The following is a 21316-nucleotide window of genomic DNA, read 5'->3' as shown; positions in this document are numbered from 1 at the left end:
ACGCCGTCACCGGTCGGACTTCGCGCTTCTCGAGGCGTCGTCCAACGGCAACAAAACCGCTCTAAGCGATGTCGAGCAGGAGCGCTCGATGGTCGGAGACTTCCGGCTGGGCGACGACATCGAAACCTGCGATATCGACCTGCTCGTTGACCAGAAGATAGTCGGCAAAGCGACCATCCTTCGTATAGTGCGAGGTCCGCGTGTCCTCGTGCCCGCGCGAGACCACGAGGTCCGTCAGCCCCAGTTCGCCGAGTACCTGAAACGTGGAGCTGCCGGGCAGCACGTTGAAATCGCCGCACACGACGAGCCGCTCGTTGCCCGGCCATACCCGGCGGATGAGGTCCGCCAATGCGCTTGCCTGCGCTTGCCTTGCCGGCGTGTCATGCTTGCCGCCGACCTCCCTGAGACCGTGCATCTGCGCAATGGTGATTGTCGTGCCGGCGTCATGGTCGAACAGGCGGATGCAATGCGCATTGCGCGCGCGCGGGTGTGGCCCCCATCCGCCGGACGAGAAGCTGCCATGCACGAAGCCGAGGGCCTGGCCGATGACGGAAAGAGATCGCCGGACAAAGGTTGCAAGCCCGAATTCTGAGGCCACAAGCCGGTCGTCGTCGAAGAGCGTGCCTCGCGCCGTCGGGCAGAAGAAGCCGTCATGGCCTGGAAGTGCTGCCGCGATCTCGTCGAAGAGGTTGGCTCGCTGCGGCAGTTCGAGGTCACCATCGCGATAGGTCAGCCACTCGGCCCTTGTCGTCGGTGAGCGGGCGATTTCCTGCAGGCAGAGAACATCGGCGTCGACGCCCGCGAGGTAGTTTATCAACGGCGAATGGAGCTTGCCGCCCCAGGCATTGAGCGAAAGGATGCGCATGGCGTTCGTGTCTCTTCCTCAGGAGAGGGGAAACTACCCGATTCGCAGGCATCTGGGAGATGGACGCAGTTTCTGCGCGCCGGTTCGCGAGCTGGACGTGCAGACTTCGACAGGTGAGGGCACTGCGCTCCTCGCGTGTCGGAGTCTGTCTAACGGCGTCGTCGTTCTCGATGAGCCCCGGCTATGTCGTCAGCAGCTTACGCTTTCGGCACTTCCTGCTTGATCTCGCCCATGCGGTTCCAGGCATCGAGGCCGGCGATCTTGTAGGCTTCGGCGAGCGTCGGGTAGTTGAAGGTGTTTTCGACGAAGTATTCGACCGTACCCTTGAGGTTCAACACGGCCTGGCCGATGTGAACCAGCTCCGTTGCGCCTTCGCCGATGATGTGGACGCCGAGCAGGCGGCGGGTCTTCAGCGAGAAGATCATTTTCAACAGGCCCGAATCGAGACCCATGATGTGGCCGCGCGAGGTCTCGCGGAAGCGGGCAATGCCACATTCGTAAGGGATTCCGCGTTCCTTGACCTCTTCCTCCGAAAGCCCGCAGGTGGAAATTTCCGGAACGGCATAGATGCCGTAGGGGAAATACTTCTGCGGCTCCATGGCAATCGCGCCGATGGCGACGCGGGCCGCGATGCGGCCCTGTTCCATCGAGGTCGAGGCAAGGCTCGGGAAGCCGACGACGTCGCCGGCGGCGTAGATGTTCGGCACGGAGGTCTGGAACGTTTCGGGGTTGACCTTGAGGCGCCCGCGGTTGTCGGCCTCGAGGCCTGCTGCCGGAAGGTTCAGCGTATCGGTCGCGCCCATGCGACCGGCGGCGAAAAGCACCATGTCGGTTGTGATCTTGCGGCCGTTGTCTAGCGTTAGTAGCACCTTACCGTCGTCGAGCCGCTCGACCGTGTCGGCCTTCTGGCCAAGGTGCAGCTTCATGTTGCGGTCGCGCAGCTGATAGATGAAGTCCTCGACGATTTCCTTGTCGATGAAGTCGAGCATCGTCGTCTTCGGATCGATGACCGTCACTTGCGTGTCGAGCGCGCTGAAGATCGTCGCGTATTCGATGCCGACGACGCCGGCGCCGATCACCACCAGCGAGCGCGGCAGGGTCGCGATATCGAGGAGTTCGTCGCTGTCGAGCACGGTCTTGCCGTCGAACGGCATGTAGTCCGGGCGGAAGGGTTTGGTCCCGACGGCGAGCATGATGCTGGTGCCGGAGACGAGCATGGTCTCGCCGTCGTCCTTGACGACCTCAAGCGTGGTCGGGTCGACGAAGCTTGCCTTGCCGCGCATCTGCTGCACGCGGTTGCGCGCGAACTGATGTTCGAGAACCTCGACCTCGTGATTGAGGGTGATGATCAGCCGTTGTCTGAGATCGTCGGCGCTGATCTCCTGCTTGACGCGATAGGAGCGTCCGTAGAAACCGCGCTCGCGCCAGCCCGAAAGATTGAGCGCCGTCTCGCGCAAGGTCTTGGAGGGGATCGTGCCGGTATGAACCGAAACGCCACCGACACGTTTTCCCTGTTCGATGACGAGAACCTTCTTGCCGAGCTTGGCCGCCTGGATGGCGCCGCGGCGGCCGGCAGGTCCGCTTCCGACAACGATGAGATCGAACTGGTTCATGTGCGTTTCCGTTAGAAGGTGGAATCTTGTGCGCCGCGAAAACTCTCGCTTGCAAGCCTCTATACCGTCAATGGCACGATTTGATGAAGTGGTTTTCATAGCCGAAACAGCCAGATGAGAATATATAAGGGAATGCGCGTAAGCTTGGCTTCGTTACGACATGCCGAGCCCATCGGTGTCGTATTCGCCTGGGAGGGTCGCGATGGGACTGGAGCTGACGAACAGGGTTGTGCCGCAGTCCGACGGAGACGTGCCGCAATCGGAGCAGAGACCAGGCGTCGTTGCCGCGGCCGTCTACGAGAACGGCGTGCGCGTGCGCGACATTCGCATCGAAGACTCCGGCAAGTGGCGGGAACGCCCGGGCACGGTGATCTGGATTGGCCTGCATGAGCCCGATGCGGATCTGCTGAGGCAGATACAGCAGGAATTCGACCTGCACGACCTGGCGATCGAGGACGCCTGCAAGGCGCACCAGCGGCCGAAACTGGAAATCTACGGCGACTCGATCTTCGTCGTTGCCCGCACCGCCCACATGGTCGGCGACGAGATCGCCTTTGGCGAGACCCATCTGTTCGTCGGTCGCGGCTACGTCGTCTCCGTCAGGCACGGCGCCTCGACCTCCTACATGGCCGTTCGCCAGCGCTGCGAGGCTTCGCCGACGGCCCTTGCTCATGGCGAGAACTACATCCTCTATTCGATCCTCGACTTCATCGTCGACAACTACATGCCGGTGATCGAGGCGATCCATGAGGAAGTCGAGGAGCTGGAGGACCGGCTGCTCAGGGAGCGGCTGGTCAAGGGCGACATCGAACGCCTCTATCTGATGCGGCGCAATCTGCTCAGGCTGCGCAACGCGGTCGTGCCGCTCGTCGACGTCTGCCGACGGCATGAGCATATCGATCTGCCCGGCATGGATGCGGCCCTGCAGCCGCTCTTCCGCGACGTGACGGACCACGTGCGTCGCGTGCAGGAGGATATCGACGCCTTGCGCGAGGTCCTGGCCTTCACCTTCGAGGCGAGCCTGATGGTCGGGCAATCGGAGCAGACGGAGATTTCCCGCAAGCTGGCGTCCTGGGCCGCGATCCTCGCCGTGCCGACGGCGATTGCCGGCATCTACGGCATGAACTTCGACGACATGCCGGAACTCAAATTCCGATACGGCTACTTCGTCGTGCTGGCTGTCATCATCGGGCTGTGCGGGACGCTCTACCGGTTCTTCCGCCGCGCGAAATGGCTTTAGGCCGAAGCATTGACCGGCCGACATTTCCAATTCCCGAAGACCGGAGGATGTGGTGGCAAGCCTTCTGCAAACGCTCGGCGACCTGATCGGTACGAACTGGAAGCGCCGCGACGTGGCCAAGCGGTACTCGCGCACCTTTGTGTGTCGCTGTGGCAGCCACGTGTTTTTCGGCAACATGCTTTGTAACAACTGCCAGGCGCCGCTCGGATATCTGCCAGGTGAAGATGCGCTGCTGCCGCTCGACCCCGGGCCGCAGCCAGGCATCTGGGACGCCGGCGAGACACGGCCGTTGCTGAAGTATTGCGGCAACCGCGACGCGCCGGCGCAGTGCAACTGGATGCTCACGGCCAGCGAACCGGGAGACCTTTGCATCGCCTGCCGGTTGAACCGGACGATTCCGAACCTCGATCGCGAGGACAATGCCCGCTATTGGGGGCAGATCGAGGTCGCGAAGCGACGGCTCGTATCGCAGTTGCTGGCGCTCGGCTTGCCCGTAAAGTCCAAGGTCGACGAGGACGAGAAACACGGTCTGATGTTCGATTTTCTGCGTTCGCCGGAACATGGGCCGCGCGTGCTGACCGGGCACGCCGACGGTCTGATTACGGTCAACATCGAGGAGGCGGATTCGGTCCAGCGCGAGAAGATGCGGCTTGAACTGCATGAGCCCTATCGCACGCTCCTTGGCCATATTAGGCACGAGGTCGGTCACTACTACTGGAACCGGCTCGTTTTCAACGGTCCCTGGCTGGAGCCGTTTCGCACGCTCTTCGGCGATGAGCGAGCCGATTATGCGGCGGCATTGAAGGCGAACTATGAGAATGGCCCTCCCGTAGACTGGGCCGACCGATACATCAGCGCCTATGCTTCAACACATCCTTGGGAAGACTGGGCGGAAACCTGGGCACACTATCTGCATATGATCGATAGCCTTGGCACGGCACTCGGGTTTGGGCTCGATGCAGAGGATCTTGAAGCGATGATCGAGCCGTTTGAGCGCGACGCCTTGTATGCGCCCGACGACACCGGCGCCGACGGGTTTCTGTCGCTGTTGAACTCCTGGATCGAAATGACGATGGTGCTCAACGAACTGGCGCGCAGCATGGGCCAGCCGGACTTCTACCCCTTCGTGATGTCGAAACCGTCAGTGGCGAAACTGCAGTTCGTGCATATGGTCGTCGAGGCTTCTCGTTCGGTGGGGACGGAGTCTGTCGAAGCCGGCTTTTTGGGGTGATCGCCGTCGCGACTGTTTGCGGCAGGGCGGCTTCACCACCGGGCTGGTACCTCCGCCGCGCGAAACGGCTGGGTGCCAGCGTGATCAGAAGAGCCGCAAGCCTTTCAGGCTGACGTGTCCATCCTTACCGATGATGATGTGATCGTGCACGGCGATCCCCAGCGGTTTTGCCGTTTCGACGATCAGCTTCGTCATGTCGATATCCGCGCGCGACGGGGTCGGATCGCCGGATGGATGATTGTGGACGAGGATGATCGCGGTGGCGGAGAGTTCGAGTGCCCTTTTGACCACTTCACGCGGGTAGACGGGCGTGTGGTCGATGGTGCCCTGTTGCTGCACCTCGTCGGCAATCAGCGTGTTGCGCTTGTCGAGAAACAGGATTCGGAACTGCTCTTTGGTCTCGTAGGCCATCGCCGCGTGGCAATAGTCGATAACGGCGCTCCAGGACGAGAGAAGCTGCTTCTGGCGAAGCTCGCTTTTCAGCGTGCGGTGACCGATCGTGGAAATCAACTTGAGGTCGAGGGCGACGGTCTCGCCGATACCGTTGACTTCCTGCAGCAGCGCCATCGGCGCGCCGAAGACGCCGGCAAGCGTGCCGAAGCGGGCAAGCAAGGCTTTTGCGATCGGCTTGGTATCCTTGCGCGGAATCAGCCGAAACAACAGCATTTCCAGGATTTCGTAGTCGGCGAGCGCCGCATCGCCGCTTTCGCGGTAGCGCGCCCTCAGGCGATCGCGATGGCCGTGATAGTGCGCCTCGGGCGCCGGTGCCTTCTTGGCCGCCGGCGCGCCATCGAGCTGCAATTGTGGGAAAAACGTCCTCTCGTCCGCCGATGGCGCCATGTCGCCGTCAGGGGAGATCGGACGCTTCGTCATGCGGCGCCAAGCGTGCTGACGCCGGGCTTGAACAGGCCGGCGGGCGAAAGCGTGAAGATTTCGCAGCCATCGGCGGTCACACCGACCGTGTGCTCGTATTGCGCTGACAGCGAGCGGTCGCGGGTAACGGCGGTCCAGCCGTCGGAAAGCACCTTCACATGCGGGCGGCCGATATTGATCATCGGCTCGATGGTGAAGATCATGCCTTCGCGCAGCTCAGGCCCCTCATTGGCGCGGCCATAGTGCAGGATGTTCGGCGCGTCGTGGAAGAGCTTGCCGACGCCGTGGCCGCAGAAGTCGCGCACGACGGAGCAGCGTTCCGCTTCGGCATAGGCCTGGATCGCCTCGCCGATCGCACCGGTACGGGCACCGGGGCGCACGGCGGCAATGCCGCGCATCAGGCTCTCATGGGTGACGTCGAGCAGTCGTTCGGCCGCCCGTTTGATCTCGCCGACCGGATACATCCGGCTCGAATCGCCATGCCAGCCATCGACGACATAGGTGACGTCGATGTTGACAATGTCGCCCTCGCGCAGCGGCTTGTCGTTCGGGATGCCGTGGCAGACGACGTGGTTGATCGAGGTGCAGGACGACTTCGTATAGCCGCGATAGTTGAGCGTGGCCGGCAGCGCGCCATTGTCCATGCCGAACTCGAAGACGAAGCGGTCGATCTCGTCGGTGGTGACGCCCGGCTGTACCCGTGAGACGAGCTCGTCCAGACAGCGCGCAGTCACCTGGCAGGCCTTTCGCATGCCCTCAAAGCCTTCCGGTCCGTACAGCCGGATAACGCCAGTGTTCTTGTAGGGCGCAGACCCTGCCTCGATGTAAGTCACCATTCCAAAGCTTTCAGTTGTTCCAGTCGGATTTCATAGAGCAGCGAGGGCCGCTTCGTCCACTGCCATCAGTCCGGTCGGGCGGATTTGCGTTGGCGAAACCTGACATTTGATCGCATAGGCCTCGACCCCGCGCATCATTGCCCGATCAAAGGCACGAGCATAGGCGGGATCGAACTCGCGGCAGATCCTTAAAGTGGCGCAGTCATCCCGCTGCACGAGATAGATCATGATGGCACGGTGACCGGCCTCGACCATGTCGCCGAGCTCGTCGAGGTGTTTGGCGCCCCTGGTCGTCGGGCTGTCAGGAAATTCGGCGAGGCCGGGCGTGCGGCTGAAATGCACGTTCTTGACCTCGACATAGGCAAGGCCGCGTTCGGGGTCGCTGAGGAGAATGTCGATGCGCGAGTTGCGTCCGTATCGCTGCTCGCGCGCGCTGTGCGCATAGCTATGAAGATCGGACACGAGCCCCAGCTGGATGGCCTCTTCTGCAAGTCGGTTGGGCAGGCCGGTGTTGATGCCGACCATGGTCCCGTCAGCCTCGACGATCTCGAGCATGTGCCGGTACTTTCGCGTCGGGCTGTCATGTTCCGACATCCAGATGCGCGAGCCGGGTGTCGTGAGCCCGCGCATCGAACCCGTGTTTGGGCAGCACCCGGTCATGGCCGTGCCATCGGGCAGGATCGCATCAAAGAGAAAGCGCTTGTAGCGCTGCACGAGGGTCGCCTGTGCGAGCGGTGGATCGAAGATCAAGACGGGTCCTGCAACTGGCTTTAAGCGCGGGCGCGCACGTAGGAGCCCGGCGCTTCTTCGAGCGTGTTCAGCGGGCCGCCGGGTTTGCGGGCGGGGACGCGCTTCTTGTCGAGCTTCTCGATCCATTGATGCCAATGCGGCCACCAGGACCCCGGCGTTTCCTTGGCGGCCTTGAACCAGTCGTCGAAGTCGCCCTTGGGCGCCCCGCCGGTCCAGAACTGATACTTGCCCTTGTCCGGCGGGTTGACGACACCGGCAATGTGGCCCGAGCCCGAAAGCACATAAGTGACCTTGCCGCCGAAGGATGCGCTGCCGAGGAAGACGGATCGCGGCGGGGCGATGTGATCTTCCTTGGTCGCGAGGTTGTAGATCGGGATGTTGACGTCGCCGAGCGATACCTTCTTCCCGGCGAGCATCATTTCGCCCTTCGAGAGCTTGTTCTCGAGGTAGCAGTTGCGCAGGTAGAAGGAGTGGTTGGCGGCGGGCATCCGCGTCGAATCGGAGTTCCAGTAGAGCAGGTCGAAGGGCAGGGGTTCCTGGCCCTTGAGGTAGTTGTTGACGAAATAGGGCCAGATCAGTTCCGAGGCGCGTAGCATGTTGAAGGCGGTCGCCATCTTCGATCCGTCGAGATAGCCGGTCGCGCTCATGTTCTGTTCGATCTGGCGGATCTGATCCTCGTCGACGAAGACCTTGAGGTCACCCGCATGGGTGAAATCGACCTGCGTCGTGAAGAGCGTTGCCGAGCGGATGCGGTCGTCGCCCTCGGCCGCATGCAAAGCGAGCGTTGCGGCAAGCAGAGTGCCGCCGACGCAATAGCCGATGGCGTTGACTTCGCGTTCGCCCGTCGCCTGCTCGACGATATCAAGTGCAAAGCCGATACCTTCTCGGGCATAGGATTCCCAGTCCTTCGTCGCATGCCGCTCGTCCGGGTTGACCCAGGAAATGACGAAAACCGTATGCCCCTGGTCGACCGCCCATTTGATGAAGGATTTCTGCGGGTTGAGATCGAGCACGTAGAACTTGTTGATCCACGGCGGGCAGATCAGGAGCGGCCGTTTCAGCACCGTTTCTGTCGTCGCCTCATATTGCAGCACCTGGCAGACGTCGCTCTGAGCGATGACCTTGCCGGGCGTGATCGCGATATTCTCGCCGATCGCAAACTTGCTGGTATCGGTCTGCCTGAGCTTGAGGTCGCCGCGGCCGGCGGCGATGTCCTCGGCAAACATCTGCATGCCCTTGACCAGGTTGGCGCCGCTTGAGGCAACCGTCTCGCGGTAGAGCTGCGGATTGGTGGTGACGAAGTTCGTCGGGGAAAGCGCACTCGAAACCTGCCGGACGTAGAAGGCCGCCTTGTGTTTCGTGTGGTCGTCGAGGCCTTCGGCGTCCTCGACCATGCGCTCGGCCCAGTCGGACGTCACGAAATAGGCCTGGCGAATGAAGTCGAAGAACGGGTTCTTCACCCAATCCTCGTCGGTGAAGCGCTTGTCATTGCGCAAAAGTGCGGGTGGTTCCGCCGCCGCAGCGTCGCTGGACATGCGATGAAGCGTTCGCGACCAGATCTCGAAGAAGCTGCCCATCAGGTGAGTCTGCGCTTCGAGCGTGCGACGGGGATCGGAGAGCCAGTACTCCGAGACCTTGGACAGCGTCTTCACCATATCGGTGACGGGTTCGGCGAAGGTATCGGACTTCTGGCCCGATTCACGCGGCGCCAGCCAGGCCGAAGCCGCCTTGCCAAGCTGTTCCATGGCGCGGGCGAGGTTGACGGCGAGGCTTTCCGGATCCTTGACGATGTAAGGCTCGACGGATTTGGGGTCGAAGCCTGCGTAGCCGTCCTTGCCTTCCGCATTCCTCTCTGCTGTCACCCGGCGTCCTCCACAGCATCTTGTTTTGTATTTTTACATTCTGCCCGAAAATGATTACAAGGGCTAGCGCATCGTCGCGCCATCAAAATAGAGGTCGTCTCCAGTATGCTTGCCGTCGGAAAACAGCGTTCCATCACCTGGGTTGCCGGGATCGTTCTGCTAGGCACGCTTGCTGGCTGCAACAGCCAGGGGACCAACTTCGAGAACTACCCTTCGGTCTACGGCCAGAAGCCGGCTGCAACGACGCAGATGACCAACGAAGAGGCGGCCAACATGCAGGCGCGGCTGGCCTCGCTCGGCGCTGCCCGCAAGTCCGGTGCGATCTCCGAAGCCGAATATCAGCGTCGTCTGAAGGAGATGCGCGCGCTCGCCGAACAGCACGGCGCCGACACGCTCAAAGAGATCCAGAATTAGCGCTTGCCTTTCCGGTGATTTGGACGCAAAGCGTTCAATGGCCGCATGGACGGCCGTTCACCACAGCGCACGGTTTCGCAAAGGCTAGAGCCGCTGGCGGGAGCGTGCGCCAAACGAGGTTTGGAGATGGAAGAGTTTCACAAAGTCCGGCGTTTGCCGCCCTATGTTTTCGAACAGGTCAACCGTTTGAAAGCAAGCGCGCGAGCGGCCGGTGCTGACATCATCGACCTCGGCATGGGCAATCCGGATCTTCCCACACCACAGTCGATTGTCGACAAGCTCTGCGAGGCCGTTCAGGACCCGCGCACGCATCGTTATTCGTCGTCGAAGGGCATTCCCGGGCTGCGTCGTGCCCAGGCCGCCTATTACGCCCGCCGCTTCGGCGTCAAGCTCAACCCGGATACCCAGGTCGTCGCCACCCTTGGCTCCAAGGAAGGCTTCGCCAACATGGCGCAGGCGATCACGGCACCTGGCGACGTGATCCTGTGCCCGAACCCCACCTATCCGATCCACGCGTTCGGCTTCCTGATGGCCGGCGGCGTCATCCGCTCGATCTCGGTTGAACCGGACGAAACCTTCTTCGGACCGCTGGAACGGGCCGTTCGCCACTCGATCCCGAAGCCTTTGGCGCTGATCCTCAACTATCCGTCGAACCCGACGGCGCAGGTCGCGACTCTCGACTTCTACAAGGACGTGATCGCGTTCGCGAAGAAGCACGACATCATCGTGCTGTCGGATCTTGCCTATTCGGAAATCTACTTCAACGACGCACCGCCGCCATCGGTTCTGGAAGTGCCGGGCGCGATCGACTGCACGGTCGAGTTCACCTCGATGTCGAAGACCTTCTCGATGCCGGGCTGGCGCATGGGTTTTGCCGTCGGCAACGAGCGGCTGATCGCGGCGTTGACGCGGGTGAAATCCTACCTCGACTACGGCGCCTTCACGCCGATCCAGGTGGCCGCGACCCAGGCGCTGAACGGCGACGGCAGCGACATCCACGAGGTTCGCAACATCTACAAGCGTCGCCGCGACGTGATGGTCGACAGCTTCGGCAAGGCCGGCTTCGAAGTGCCGCCGCCGGCGGCAACGATGTTTGCCTGGGCAAAGATCCCGGAGAAATTCCGGCATCTCGGTTCGCTCGAGTTCTCGAAGCTTCTGGTCGAAAAGGCGGATGTCGCGGTTGCCCCGGGCATCGGCTTCGGCGAGCAGGGGGATGACTACGTTCGTCTCGCACTCGTCGAGAACGAGCACCGCATCCGCCAGGCGGCGCGCAACATCAAGAAGTTCCTGTCGACCGCCGACGAGACGATGCACAACGTCATCTCGCTCAACGCCCATAGGTAAGTAAGACCGGAGGCGCGCCTTTGGGGTTGCGCCTCCTTCCACAACGGCCTCGCGGTTCTCGCGGTGTGCTCTCTACATGTTAGGAAATGGCTATGGCAGATGCCCTCAAAATCGGCATTGCGGGCTTGGGTACCGTCGGTGCCTCGCTCGTGCGGATCCTCCAGGATCGTCACGAGATGCTTGCGACAACGTGCGGACGGGCAATCGAGACCACGGCCGTCACGGCGCGCGACCGCAACCGAGATCGCGGCGTCGATCTTTCGAAGACCACCTGGTTCGACGATGCCATTTCGCTCGCGCGTGACGCTGATATCGACGTTTTCGTCGAACTGATGGGCGGTGCCGGCGATCCGGCCTATTCGGCGGTCAAGGCCGCCTTGCAGCGCGGCATCCATGTGGTGACCGCCAACAAGGCGCTGCTGGCTGCCCACGGCATCGAGCTTGCCAAGATCGCCGAGGAGAAGGGCGCGCTGCTCAACTACGAAGCGGCTGTTGCCGGAGGTATCCCGGTCATCAAGGCGCTGCGCGAATCCATGACCGGCAACACGATCTCGCGCGTCTACGGGATCATGAACGGCACCTGCAACTACATCCTGACGAAGATGGAGAAGGAAGAGCTTTCCTTCGAAGCCTGCCTCAAGGAAGCGCAGCGCCTCGGTTACGCCGAAGCCGACCCGGCCTTCGACATCGAGGGCAACGACACGGCGCACAAGCTGTCGATCCTGACGAGCCTCGCCTTCGGCACGGCGATTGCCGCCGACGACATCTACCTCGAGGGCATCACCAACATCTCGATCGACGACATTCATGCGGCCGCCGATCTCGGTTACCGCATCAAGCTCCTGGGTGTCGCCCAGCGCACCGAGAGCGGCATCGAACAGCGCGTCCACCCGACGATGGTGCCTTATGATTCCGTCATTGCCCAGGTCGACGGCGTCACCAACGCCGTCGCGATCGAATCCGACATTCTCGGTGAACTTTTGATGGTCGGCCCCGGTGCCGGCGGCAACGCGACCGCATCGGCGGTGCTTGGCGACATCGCCGACATTGCCAAGAGCCGCCCGGGCGCTCAGCATGTGCCGGCCTTCGGCCGCCCGACCAATGCGCTGCTGCCCTACAAGCGTGCGCAGATCCAGAGCCACGAGGGTGGCTACTTCATCCGCCTGAAGGTCGTCGACCGCACCGGCGTTTTCGCCAGCATCGCCACGCGCATGGCCGACAACGGCATCTCGCTGGAATCGATCATGCAGCATTCCAAGCATCTGATGGAATCGGGCGAGCCGCAGACGATCATCTTGGTCACGCATGCAACCTCGGAGCACTCCGTTCGCGACGCGATCAAGGCGATCAAAGGCGAAGGCTATCTCGTCGGCGAGCCGCAGGTTATTCGCATCGAACGCCCGAAGGCGAACTGAGGGCCACAAGGACCTTGGATCGCTCGGCATGACGGCGCGCAGCGCCGTTTGCCGCCGATAGATTGGAAGCCTCGCCGCGCAAGCAAGCCGGTGAGGCTTCTTTTTGAGAATTGGGCGCTTACAGCTCGCAAACGCCCGTAAACAGTGGATCTCTGTGTATGCCGTTCCAAAAACGGTCACGATTTCCAGGGTTATGCGCTAAGAGGAATGAAGCGCCAAGCGGATGGACGAGCATGGACGAATTGGTGGATCCGGTACAGCGGGCCTTTCTGAATGTCGAGCGGTCGGTCAGCGGCCAGCGCTGGGTGTCGCGCCTCGACCAGGCGGGCCAGAACCGGGCACTCGCCATCAGTCAGGTTCACGGCTATTCCGATCTGCTCGGTCGCGTTCTGGCCGGCCGCGGCGTCGTGCTCGACGATGCGGCGAGCTTTCTTGATCCGACGCTTCGCTCGCTGATGCCGGACCCGGACAAGCTCACTGACTGCCGCAAGGCCGCGGAGCGTCTGACCAATGCTATCAAGCGCGGTGAAAGGACGGTGATCTTTGGCGACTACGACGTCGACGGTGCCGCGTCCTCGGCGCTGATGGCGCGCTTTCTCCGCCATTTCGGCATCGATGCCGAGATCTACATTCCGGATCGGATCTTCGAGGGCTATGGTCCAAACCCGACGGCGATCGAGCAATTGATCGACAACGGCGCCGAGCTCATCGTGACCGTCGATTGCGGTTCGACCAGCCACGAGGCGCTTGCTGTCGCAGCAAACCGCGGCGTCGATGTCGTGGTGATCGACCACCATCAGGTCGGCTCGGCGCTGCCGCCCTGTCATGCACTCGTCAATCCCAACCGCGAAGACGATCTCTCGGGGCAGGGGCATCTTTGCGCCGCCGGCGTCGTCTATCTGGTTCTCGTCAATACGCTGCGGGTTCTGCGCGGTGCCGGCGATGTCCGTGTGTCCTCCTTCGACCTGCTGGGCCAGCTCGATCTCGTGGCGCTTGCGACCGTCTGTGACGTCGTGCCGCTCAAGGGGCTCAACCGCGCCTATGTCGTCAAGGGACTGATTGCGGCGCGGCACATGGGCAATGTCGGGCTTTCGGCCCTCTTGCGCAAGGCGGCGATCGGTGGCCCGGTCACGCCCTATCATCTGGGCTTTCTCGTGGGCCCGAGGATCAATGCCGGTGGCCGTATCGGCGATGCTGCCCTCGGCAGCCGCCTGCTGGCGATGGAGGATGCCGGGGAGGCGGAGAAGATCGCAGCCCAACTCGACGAACTCAACCGCGAGCGGCAGGCCATGGAAGCCGTCATGCTGGCCGAAGCCGAGGCTGAGGTTCTGGCCGAGTACGGCACGGGCGAGGGCGCCTCGGTGATCGTCACGGCGCGCGAAAACTGGCACCCGGGCATCGTCGGGTTGCTTGCCGCCCGAATCAAGGAAAAATTCCGCCGCCCGACCTTTGCCATCGCCTTCGACCCGAACGGACGCGGCACCGGCTCCGGCCGCTCGATCAACGGCTTCGACATGGGCAAGATGGTCCGGGCCGCCGTCGATGGCGGTCTGCTGATCAAGGGCGGCGGCCACGCCATGGCTGCCGGACTCACGGTCGAACGCGCGAAACTCGGCAAGCTCCGGCAGTTCTTCGAGGAGCGCGCGGAGGCAGCGGTGCGCGAGCTCGTCGCCATCCAGACACTCAAGGTCGACGGTGCGCTTGCGGCCTCGGGCGCGACGCTGGACCTCATCGACCTCCTGGAGCAGGCGGGGCCTTATGGCTCCGCACATCCGCAGCCGGTCTTCGCTTTCCCGCAGCACCGGCTGCGCGACAGCCGTCAGGTGGGCGCCAACCACGTCAAGGTGACGCTTGAGGGGCAGGACGGCAGCCGGCTCGACGGCATCGCATTTCGGGCCACCGAAACGCCACTCGGGGATTTCCTGCTCGCCAACCGCGGCGCATCGATTCACGTGGCGGGGTCCGTATCCGCGGATCTCTGGCAGGGCCAGCGCCGTGTGCAGCTACGCGTTACGGATGCTGCGAAGGCGGTTTGACGGGCCGACGCCGCGGCGGATGTCGAAGGGACAAAGCCCTTCGTCGACGGGTGGCCGCGATGAGCTTGGCAGCTAATCCCTTGCTGGCGCGCCTCCACTTCTACTCACAGCGCTGCAAGTCACGGGACATACGCACGGACTTGCAGAGCCGAGACGGTTGGCACAAAGCGCGACCAGAAGGATCCGTCAGCGCGGCATCTCCAGCCAAGGTGCTCCGCGCCAGTTCCAAGCGCTACGAGTGCAGTTGGGGTAATTCGCGCGCCCAATAAATTGCCGCGATGACGCAAGCGATGAGCAGTGGCATTCGAATCCAAAAGTATCGCATGATAATCTTATACAGGTCGCGGAGAAGGTATGCGGGCAAAATCAAGGCAGTAAGAAGCGACATTGATAGGATGAATAAGGGGTAGCTTAGATATCTCGCGATCATGCCCGTAACCCGTTTCCATAAGAAGAGAGTTGGAATCAACATTCTTTTAGGCGGGCAAGATTGCGTAAATGAGACGAAGCTTCGCGCTCAGACAAAAATCGGCTGACCATCCGTAAGTGTACGCGTCATTGCCACAGTCCGGGAAACAGCGCTGCAAGCATTGGCTAACTGCGTCTGTCGTCAACTAAATTTGTTTGACCTTGGCACGCCCAACGGGAATCGAACCCGTGTTGCCGCCGTGAGAGGGCGGCGTCCTGACCGCTAGACGATGGGCGCCTCGGTATCCGATTGAGTGCAGGCGATTGCTGCACATTCCCGTATCTTAAGCTTGCCCGGCGAAAACGACGAGCAAAATCGATACGCAGTGGCTAGCTGGTGAAATGGTCGCTGATGTGGGGGAGAAATTCAACACAGTGGCACGCCCTAGGGGAGTCGAACCCCTCTTCCCAGAATGAAAATCTGGTGTCCTAACCGATAGACGAAGGGCGCACTCGCTGTGTGGGCGCCTTATAGCCAGCGACTCTGGATACCGCAAGCGCCAAACTCAGTTTTTTTATGCTTTTCCTGTTGAAATCGACGAGAAAAATTCGGCGTCGGAAGGCCCGGAATCGAAGATGCTTCCGGGACGGCAAGTTATCGCTTCAATACGAAAAACGACGATATTCTTGGGAGAGGAAGGTCAACACAGTGGCACGCCCTAGGGGAGTCGAACCCCTCTTCCCAGAATGAAAATCTGGTGTCCTAACCGATAGACGAAGGGCGCACTCGCTGTGTGGGCGCCTTATAGCCAGCGACTCTGGATACCGCAAGCGCCAAACTCAGTTTTTTTATGCTTTTCCTGTTGAAATCGGCGAGAAAAATTCGGCGTCGGAAGGCCCGGAATCGAAGATGCTTCCGGGACGGCAAGTTGCCGCTTCAATACGAAAAACGACGATTTTCTTGGGAGAGGAAGGTCAACACAGTGGCACGCCCTAGGGGAGTCGAACCCCTCTTCCCAGAATGAAAATCTGGTGTCCTAACCGATAGACGAAGGGCGCACTCGCTGTGTGGGCGCCTTATAGCCAGAGGATTTCAGAACCGCAAGCGGGTATTTTCATATTTCTGTAAAAATTCCACAAGCGCCAAACAATGAGGGACTTTTGCGGAATCCCTCGTGGAAACAAATGGTTGCCTTCATCCCTTGGCGCGCCGGCAGCGCCAGTTCCAGTCCCGTTGTGCGCCGATGTCGATGTGGACCGACTCCGTATGGCAATAGGTGCCGACGCCGCCGCGGCCGGGGACGCTGCGCAGGAATTCTGCGAGATCCCACTTGCTGACGCCCTGGACCTGAATGTCAGCCGCCTCGCAGCGCGTATGCAGCGATTGCTTGGCGCGGTTGACCTTGATCGGTCTGAGGCCCGAGGTGACCATGACCTGCTTGCCGTAATGCGTCTCCACCTTCTTCAGCATCTGCATGAGCTCTGGCTTGAAGCAGCCGGCATCGACTTTCTCGGTCTGCAGAATGAGCCCGCTTGGTGCCAAGCGCGCAAGGCCTGAAAGGGATGCGACCTGAACCGGCGCGCCGTCGTCGTCATCGCCGAGATGCTCTTCGTGCTCGAAATTATAGAGCGAATTCAGTTTGACGCCCGGAAGCGTGTAGGCGAGGGAGGCCGTCTGCGGCTGGCTCGCGTTGCTGGTGGTAATCGTCTTCTTTTCCGCCGGCTGCACTGCGCGAAGTGCCGCCTGCTGCGGCTTTTCCTTGCGCTTGCCGGCAAAAAGGGCCGCGAGCGTCCAGGTTTTGGAGGTGTCCTTGTTATCGTCTGCCGGCGTGGCTTCTGGTGCTGCCTGCTGCGCGGCGGCGACCTCGGTCGTTGCCGGTACCGCTTCGGCATTGGCCACCGCCTGTGGCGTCGAAGAGGTTTGTCCGCTGGCGGCAGCCTCGGCGCTCAGCGGCACCGGAACGGCAACAGGAAGGGTGGCGTCCTGCGCGGGAGAGGGAGCATAGGCGGCGACAGCGGCGGCGTCCTTCGCTACGTCGGTGGCCGTGTTGGCGGCCCCCTGCTGCGGCGCTATGACCGGCAGCGGCTGTCGCTGGGTGCCGCTGAAAAGACTGTTGGTGGTTGCGTTCATGCCGGGCTGGCCGGCGGGGAGCGGAACAGTTCCCGTCGTCTGTGGCTGGCCGGTCGTCGTTGCCTGTGCGGCAGGTGCCTGGCCATAGATGCTGGAGGAGGCGGCGCGCAGGCCGGTGCCCTGCATCGTCAGTGATTGCGGCTGGCCGGCATCCTGAGGGGCTACGGCACCGCCGGCTGCCTGTTGCGCCTGCGGATTGCTGCCGAGCGCAACTACCTGTCCATCCTGAACCGTGCCTTCCGATTCGGCGGTTTGCGCAGGGGCTACCTGATTTTCGGCTTTCAGCGCGGTCGCGGCATCGCCTTCCCCGGCTGCCGACATGCAGCCGCTCAAAGCCAGCAGCGAGACGGATAAGGCTGCCGCCCGCGCAATGGTGACGAGCACTGCGCCCTTCGTGTCCGGATCTTGCAACGTCTTATCCCCGCTCTCCGTGCATGATCGGCGAAGTCCCCGCCTTGTCATGCATTAAGTCTCAGTTCCGAAACATCGCTCAGAACAAACAAACTCATGCTTCTCGCGGCGACCGGAATGGGCGCCCGGGAAAAGATCAGGCCAAGTACAAAAAGGGGTCGCCGCCACGAGACATCGCGGATAGGACCCGGCATCAACGTTTCGCGCGAAAAAATACTCAACGATACGCGATTTGTAAACCGGCGCTAACCTTGAGCCCGCATGTTTCCGACATGCAAAGGCCCGGATAGACCAGGCCCTGGATCATTCACAGCTGCTGCTGATCGACGGCTCGGCCGTGCGCCGGGTTTGCCGGCAGCACGCGGCCATCCTCGTTTGCGAGAATTGTGCGGAGCTTACCAGGCGCCCGTATTGGCCATCGACGCCCAGGGCTCCTGCGGCGGACGGTTTTCGCCTTTCTGCAAAATCTCGATCGAAATGCCGTCGGGCGAGCGCACGAACGCCATGTGGCCATCGCGCGGCGGTCGGTTGATGGTCACGCCGTTTTCCATCAGATGCTGGCAGAAGCCGTAGATGTCGTCGACTTCATAGGCGAGGTGCCCGAAGTTGCGCCCGCCCGTATAATCTTCCGCATCCCAGTTGTAGGTGAGTTCGAGGCAGGGCGAGAGTTCGCCGCGGGCGCGGTCGAGGTCGCCGGGCGCGGCCAGGAACACCAGCGTAAACCGGCCCTTTTCGTTGTCGTAGCGGCGGATTTCCGTCAAACCGAAAATCTTGCCGTAGAAGTTCAACGCCTCGTCCAGATTCTTGACGCGAACCATCGTGTGCAGATAGCGCATTGCAATGTCCCTGTTTTGCAGAAGATGGCGTATACTGGGCCGCCAGCAAGCCAGAGGCAAGGCTGCGTCCCCATATTAGTTCTCGGCCAAAATATGCCGAGGGTCTTGCGTATCCGCGGCGGGACGATGTTATTCTGGTCAATAAGAATCAGTTAACCGTATCGGTAGTCGCGCGTAAACGAGGGGCTGGGAGAGAATGGCGGATAGAACATCTTCAAAAGACGTCATGCATGGTGACGACTTTGGCAGCGATGCTCTCGACCTCATCGAAATCACCGGCGTGATCAAATGGTTCGACGTCGCCAAGGGGTTCGGTTTCATCGTGCCCGACAACGGCATGCAGGATGTGCTGGTCCATGTGACGTGCCTGCGGCGCGATGGCTACCAGACGGTTCTTGAAGGCGCGCGGGTCGTTGCCCTTATCCAGAAGCGCGACCGCGGCTACCAGGCCTTCCGCATCCTTTCCATGGACCAGTCGACGGCGGTGCATCCATCGCAGCTGCCGCCGGTTCGCACCCACGTCCAGGTGACGCCGACCAGCGGCCTCGAGCGCGTCCTGGTCAAGTGGTTCAACCGCACGAAGGGTTTTGGGTTCCTGACACGCGGCGAAGGGACGGAGGATATCTTCGTTCATATGGAGACGCTTCGGCGCTTCGGCCTCACCGAGCTTCGGCCCGGCCAGGTGGTCCTCGTACGTTTCGGCGATGGCGAAAAGGGCCTGATGGCCGCTGAAATTCATCCGGACGGCCCGTCGCCGACGAGCCGGTCGCACTGATGTTGGTCGCTCGCGACCCTGTCGGAAAAAGCGCCCTTTTGGCGCTTTTTTTGTTGTTTGCACTGACGGTTTCGTCGTTCGCCGACGTTCAGTTCACGCAGGACAATATGCGTCTCGTGACTGCGGACAAGGCGGTGCACGAACTGACGGTCGAACTGGCCCTCGATCCCGCCCAGCGCGAGCAGGGGCTGATGTTTCGCACGTCCATGGCGGCGGATCACGGCATGCTGTTCGATTTCGGCGAGACACGCCGCGTGATGATGTGGATGAGAAACACGCATCTGCCGCTCGATATGCTGTTCATCGACAACAGGGGCGTCGTGCGGACGATCCACGAAGACGCCGTGCCGTTTTCAGAAGCGATCATTGATTCCGGCGAACCGGTGGCTTTCGTGCTTGAGCTCAACGCGGGCACGGTCAAGCGCCTGAAAATCCGCCCCGGGGACCGGTTGGAGGGTCCTCGCATCCCGGCTTCGCAGCCGTAGACGCGCGAGGCGGCCTCGCGGCCCTCCTTGTTCTCCAAGGATCCGCCCCTAAATTATGTGTCTGAACCCAACCGGTTTCATGGTTGAGATCGTGAAGCCGTTCGGGCAGACTACGCGTTAATGAGTTCCTAATGTTCTTCTGATGACAGCAGGAGGCATCCGTGGTGATCCGGACTGTGCTTGTTGCAATCATGGCGGCTTCCGCCGCTGCGCAGACGGCGATGGCGGCGGATCTGGCGGCTGATCTAATCCAGCCGCCGGCCCCGGTCGTGCAGACATCGCCTGGATTCGTGTGGACCGGCGGTTACGTCGGCCTCCAGGGGGGCGGTGGCTGGCTCAATGGGGATTTCAGTGCGCCTGGCGGCAGCGCTTCCGAAGACTTTAATGGCGGTCTGCTCGGTGCCTTTGCCGGTTTCAACTATCAGCAGGGCGACTGGGTTTACGGCATCGAGGGTGACGTCAACTACAATTGGAACGACAAGACGTTCGACATCGGCGGAACCTCGACTGAGGTCGGTACCGACGTTTCCGGTGCAATACGCGGCCGCGTCGGCTATGTGCTGAATGACAAGGCGTTGCTTTACGGCGCTGGTGGCTGGGCCGTGACCCGAGGCTTCGTCGATGTGCCCGGTGCGTCGAAGGAAAAGGAAACCTTCAACGGTTGGACGATCGGTGCCGGCGTCGACTACTCCTTCACCGACAGGACATTCGGCCGCGCCGAGTATCGCTACAACGACTATGGTGACAAGGACTTCGGCGGCGTCAATGTCGACATCGACCAGCACCAGTTCACAGTCGGTGTCGGCGTAAAGTTCTGATATGCAACCATATTCGGATCACGGAGCGCCGGCGCGATGCCCGGCGCTCCGTGATTCCCGCTGGGTTAGGAGGCCCCACGGGCACGCTCGGCGATTTCGGCTCGGTCATCCTCCGCCGCAAGATCGAGGACGATGCGGCTGCCATGCCTGATCGGGCGTTGCAGACCTTTTCGCGCTTCGGGCAACAGCGTGAGCAGCCCATCCGCTTCGAACCTGGTCAGCCTGGCCCGCGAAACCGCGAGTTCCGTCGACAGCAGGCGGTCGACACGCAGGCTGCTCGCGCCGGTCGCAACAAGGAGGATCTCGAGCCGCGCGCAGTCCGTGGTCCCGCTCAATACGCGCCTTTCCACATGGCAATCGGCAAAGTCCTCGATCCGGTCCGTGTATTGGCGAAGGCCTTCAATGTCGAATGCCACCTGGCGGATCCACGCCGGATCGTTGCCTTGAAGCGCTGCGAGTGCGTCGGGATCGACATTGGCGACATTCCGCCGCTCGAAGATCGGTCGGTTCCAGGTGTCTTCGCAGACCGCGCAGCGATAGATCAGCCAGGCATCGAGCCGACAGCCATTGGCGTTAAGCCGTGTCTTGTCGCTGCATAGGAAAGGGCGGTGGCCGCCGCAGCGGCTGCAGGCAAGAAGGGGGCGGGGTGCTGTTTGTGGTTCGATGGTCCACTGGACCGTCAATGTGTGAGACATGTCGTCTGGTTCTTCCAATTGGAAGTCCATCGAGACGACGGTTTGAGTACCCGTTCCGGGGACGCGGTCTGGCAGCGTTTGGAGGTGATGGTTCCGCCTGACGAAATTACGTCGGGCTTGAGATCGGCAATGCCATTCCGGTCTCGAACCGCCACCTCAACGAACGCATGAAAATTCAATCCGACAGCTTGAGCGCTATCGGGCGTACGGAGTGAAACTAGCGAGACCGGACTTTACAAAGGCAAGGCGAGACTCCAGGAGAGACAGCGCGATTGTGG

18 protein-coding genes and 4 tRNA genes are annotated in these 21316 nt (G+C 61.7%); 9 read left to right on the top strand and 13 right to left on the bottom strand.

Annotated features, from left to right (window positions below):
- Positions 1 to 61: 61 nt before the first annotated feature.
- Positions 62 to 865, bottom strand: coding sequence for an endonuclease/exonuclease/phosphatase family protein (locus tag XB14_RS09465; protein WP_077961335.1), 804 nt, complete (start codon positions 863 to 865; stop codon positions 62 to 64).
- A 197-nt stretch (positions 866 to 1062) separates the two neighbouring features.
- Positions 1063 to 2478, bottom strand: a complete 1416-nt coding sequence (gene sthA / locus XB14_RS09460) for a Si-specific NAD(P)(+) transhydrogenase (protein ID WP_077961334.1) — start codon at positions 2476 to 2478, stop codon at positions 1063 to 1065.
- A gap of 202 nt (positions 2479 to 2680) precedes the next feature.
- Here sthA and XB14_RS09455 point away from each other — a divergent pair, with 202 nt between their 5' ends.
- Both XB14_RS09455 and XB14_RS09450 read left to right on the top strand, forming a co-directional pair.
- A complete protein-coding gene (locus tag XB14_RS09455) occupies positions 2681 to 3718 on the top strand; it encodes a magnesium and cobalt transport protein CorA (protein WP_077961333.1) in 1038 nt (345 codons plus the stop codon).
- Between the two features lie 52 nt (positions 3719 to 3770).
- Positions 3771 to 4949, top strand: coding sequence for a zinc-binding metallopeptidase family protein (locus XB14_RS09450; protein ID WP_077961332.1), 1179 nt, complete (start codon positions 3771 to 3773; stop codon positions 4947 to 4949).
- 84 nt (positions 4950 to 5033) lie between these two features.
- On the opposite strand, the gene radC is transcribed toward XB14_RS09450, so the two are convergent.
- The 4 genes from radC to phaC are packed head-to-tail and all read right to left on the bottom strand — an operon-like array spanning position 5034 to position 9270.
- Positions 5034 to 5822 (bottom strand): RadC family protein, encoded by a 789-nt coding sequence (gene radC, locus XB14_RS09445; protein ID WP_077961331.1) that lies wholly within the window; start codon positions 5820 to 5822, stop codon positions 5034 to 5036.
- Entirely contained in the window at positions 5819 to 6658 is an 840-nt protein-coding gene (map, locus tag XB14_RS09440) for a type I methionyl aminopeptidase (protein WP_077961330.1), read from the bottom strand. Before map ends, radC begins: the two co-directional genes overlap by 4 nt.
- Before the next feature lie 30 nt (positions 6659 to 6688).
- Complete coding sequence (gene sfsA / locus XB14_RS09435; RefSeq protein WP_077961329.1) at positions 6689 to 7408, bottom strand: DNA/RNA nuclease SfsA; 720 nt, start codon at positions 7406 to 7408, stop codon at positions 6689 to 6691.
- 20 nt (positions 7409 to 7428) lie between these two features.
- Complete coding sequence (gene phaC, locus XB14_RS09430) at positions 7429 to 9270, bottom strand: poly(3-hydroxyalkanoate) polymerase subunit PhaC (RefSeq protein WP_077961328.1); 1842 nt, start codon at positions 9268 to 9270, stop codon at positions 7429 to 7431.
- Positions 9271 to 9375: 105 nt separating this feature from the next.
- Here phaC and XB14_RS09425 point away from each other — a divergent pair, with 105 nt between their 5' ends.
- The 4 genes from XB14_RS09425 to recJ all read left to right on the top strand — a co-directional run bounded on the left by XB14_RS09425 (position 9376) and on the right by recJ (position 14479).
- The gene (locus XB14_RS09425) at positions 9376 to 9684 is read left to right on the top strand and encodes a hypothetical protein (protein WP_077961327.1); all 309 of its coding nucleotides are present in this window, start codon (positions 9376 to 9378) and stop codon (positions 9682 to 9684) included.
- Positions 9685 to 9810: 126 nt separating this feature from the next.
- Entirely contained in the window at positions 9811 to 11028 is a 1218-nt protein-coding gene (locus XB14_RS09420; RefSeq protein WP_077961326.1) for an LL-diaminopimelate aminotransferase, read from the top strand.
- A gap of 92 nt (positions 11029 to 11120) precedes the next feature.
- Positions 11121 to 12443 carry a homoserine dehydrogenase gene (locus tag XB14_RS09415; protein ID WP_077961325.1) on the top strand — a complete coding sequence of 441 codons (1323 nt, stop codon included), beginning with the start codon at positions 11121 to 11123 and terminating at the stop codon, positions 12441 to 12443.
- A 233-nt stretch (positions 12444 to 12676) separates the two neighbouring features.
- Positions 12677 to 14479, top strand: a complete 1803-nt coding sequence (gene recJ / locus XB14_RS09410) for a single-stranded-DNA-specific exonuclease RecJ (RefSeq protein ID WP_077961324.1) — start codon at positions 12677 to 12679, stop codon at positions 14477 to 14479.
- Between the two features lie 631 nt (positions 14480 to 15110).
- Here the strand turns inward: recJ and XB14_RS09400 are convergent.
- From XB14_RS09400 to XB14_RS09375, 6 genes are all read right to left on the bottom strand, one after another.
- Positions 15111 to 15185, bottom strand: a tRNA-Glu gene (locus XB14_RS09400).
- A 138-nt stretch (positions 15186 to 15323) separates the two neighbouring features.
- Positions 15324 to 15398, bottom strand: a tRNA-Glu gene (locus XB14_RS09395).
- 199 nt (positions 15399 to 15597) lie between these two features.
- A tRNA-Glu gene (locus XB14_RS09390) sits at positions 15598 to 15672 on the bottom strand.
- A 199-nt stretch (positions 15673 to 15871) separates the two neighbouring features.
- Positions 15872 to 15946 (bottom strand) — tRNA-Glu (locus XB14_RS09385).
- Positions 15947 to 16082: 136 nt separating this feature from the next.
- Positions 16083 to 17429, bottom strand: a complete 1347-nt coding sequence (locus XB14_RS09380) for a YcbK family protein (protein WP_077961322.1) — start codon at positions 17427 to 17429, stop codon at positions 16083 to 16085.
- Positions 17430 to 17824: 395 nt separating this feature from the next.
- Positions 17825 to 18265, bottom strand: coding sequence for a VOC family protein (locus XB14_RS09375; RefSeq protein ID WP_077961321.1), 441 nt, complete (start codon positions 18263 to 18265; stop codon positions 17825 to 17827).
- Between the two features lie 196 nt (positions 18266 to 18461).
- On the opposite strand from XB14_RS09375, the gene XB14_RS09370 reads away from it, so the two are divergent.
- From XB14_RS09370 to XB14_RS09360, 3 genes are all read left to right on the top strand, one after another.
- The gene (locus tag XB14_RS09370) at positions 18462 to 19040 is read left to right on the top strand and encodes a cold-shock protein (protein WP_043623636.1); all 579 of its coding nucleotides are present in this window, start codon (positions 18462 to 18464) and stop codon (positions 19038 to 19040) included.
- On the top strand, positions 19040 to 19525 hold the full coding sequence (locus tag XB14_RS09365) for a DUF192 domain-containing protein (protein ID WP_077961320.1): 486 nt from the start codon (positions 19040 to 19042) through the stop codon (positions 19523 to 19525). The genes XB14_RS09370 and XB14_RS09365 overlap by 1 nt, the downstream gene beginning before the upstream one ends.
- Positions 19526 to 19689: 164 nt before the next feature.
- Positions 19690 to 20343 (top strand): outer membrane protein, encoded by a 654-nt coding sequence (locus XB14_RS09360; protein WP_077961949.1) that lies wholly within the window; start codon positions 19690 to 19692, stop codon positions 20341 to 20343.
- Positions 20344 to 20408: 65 nt separating this feature from the next.
- Here XB14_RS09360 and XB14_RS09355 read toward each other — a convergent pair whose 3' ends face one another.
- Positions 20409 to 21038, bottom strand: a complete 630-nt coding sequence (locus XB14_RS09355; RefSeq protein WP_077961319.1) for a DUF1062 domain-containing protein — start codon at positions 21036 to 21038, stop codon at positions 20409 to 20411.
- Positions 21039 to 21316: the final 278 nt, after the last annotated feature.

Origin of the sequence: Ensifer adhaerens, from assembly GCF_002007205.1 — a bacterium.
In the GTDB taxonomy this organism is placed as follows: domain Bacteria; phylum Pseudomonadota; class Alphaproteobacteria; order Rhizobiales; family Rhizobiaceae; genus Ensifer; species Ensifer adhaerens_D.
Note: the sequence above shows the minus strand (reverse complement) of the source record. Positions and strands in the feature narration are given on the sequence as shown.

Bases quoted from the DNA above. Each gene is read 5' to 3' on its own strand.
- sthA (WP_077961334.1), bottom strand. From the start codon at position 2,478: ATGAACCAGTTCGATCTCATCGTTGTCGGAAGCGGACCTGCCGGCCGC.
- XB14_RS09425 (WP_077961327.1), top strand. From the start codon at position 9,376: ATGCTTGCCGTCGGAAAACAGCGTTCCATCACCTGGGTTGCCGGGATC.
- XB14_RS09420 (WP_077961326.1), top strand. From the start codon at position 9,811: ATGGAAGAGTTTCACAAAGTCCGGCGTTTGCCGCCCTATGTTTTCGAA.
- XB14_RS09415 (WP_077961325.1), top strand. From the start codon at position 11,121: ATGGCAGATGCCCTCAAAATCGGCATTGCGGGCTTGGGTACCGTCGGT.
- recJ (WP_077961324.1), top strand. From the start codon at position 12,677: ATGGACGAATTGGTGGATCCGGTACAGCGGGCCTTTCTGAATGTCGAG.
- XB14_RS09370 (WP_043623636.1), top strand. From the start codon at position 18,462: ATGGCGGATAGAACATCTTCAAAAGACGTCATGCATGGTGACGACTTT.
- XB14_RS09455 (WP_077961333.1), top strand. From the start codon at position 2,681: ATGGGACTGGAGCTGACGAACAGGGTTGTGCCGCAGTCCGACGGAGAC.
- map (WP_077961330.1), bottom strand. From the start codon at position 6,658: ATGGTGACTTACATCGAGGCAGGGTCTGCGCCCTACAAGAACACTGGC.
- XB14_RS09375 (WP_077961321.1), bottom strand. From the start codon at position 18,265: ATGCGCTATCTGCACACGATGGTTCGCGTCAAGAATCTGGACGAGGCG.
- XB14_RS09355 (WP_077961319.1), bottom strand. From the start codon at position 21,038: ATGTCTCACACATTGACGGTCCAGTGGACCATCGAACCACAAACAGCA.
- XB14_RS09365 (WP_077961320.1), top strand. From the start codon at position 19,040: ATGTTGGTCGCTCGCGACCCTGTCGGAAAAAGCGCCCTTTTGGCGCTT.
- radC (WP_077961331.1), bottom strand. From the start codon at position 5,822: ATGACGAAGCGTCCGATCTCCCCTGACGGCGACATGGCGCCATCGGCG.
- XB14_RS09465 (WP_077961335.1), bottom strand. From the start codon at position 865: ATGCGCATCCTTTCGCTCAATGCCTGGGGCGGCAAGCTCCATTCGCCG.